Here is a 341-nt window from a genome sequence, read left to right as displayed (position 1 = left end):
TAAAACCGCCGTCTTTCATCATCGCCTGGAAAGGACAGCCGCCACCAATCGAATTGGGTTCATAGCTCACTTTTCCTTTGACAATTTGCTGACGCATATGGCCGTCTCTCTGGTTGTTGTGAACGGTATTTACGGATCTGTTAATCGGAATTTCGTGGAAGTTTGGCGAACCTAATCTGGATAATTGCGTATCGGTATAAGAAAATAATCTGCCTTGCAACAACGGATCATTGCTGAAATCAATGCCGGGAACCAAATGTCCGGGATGGAAAGCAATCTGCTCGGTTTCTGCAAAGAAATTATCCGGATTTCTGTTAAGTGTAAGTGTCCCTACCAATTCT

The 341-nt window shown here is 44.0% G+C and carries 1 protein-coding gene; it reads right to left on the bottom strand.

Annotation, left to right across the window (positions count from 1 at the left end; all coding sequences use genetic code 11):
* A partial coding sequence (locus tag LUD75_RS19085) for a catalase (RefSeq protein ID WP_232707398.1) occupies positions 1 to 341 on the bottom strand: 341 nt, incomplete at both ends.

This window comes from Epilithonimonas sp. JDS (assembly GCF_021261315.1).
Classification (GTDB): Bacteria; Bacteroidota; Bacteroidia; order Flavobacteriales; family Weeksellaceae; genus Epilithonimonas.
Note: the sequence above shows the minus strand (reverse complement) of the source record. Positions and strands in the feature narration are given on the sequence as shown.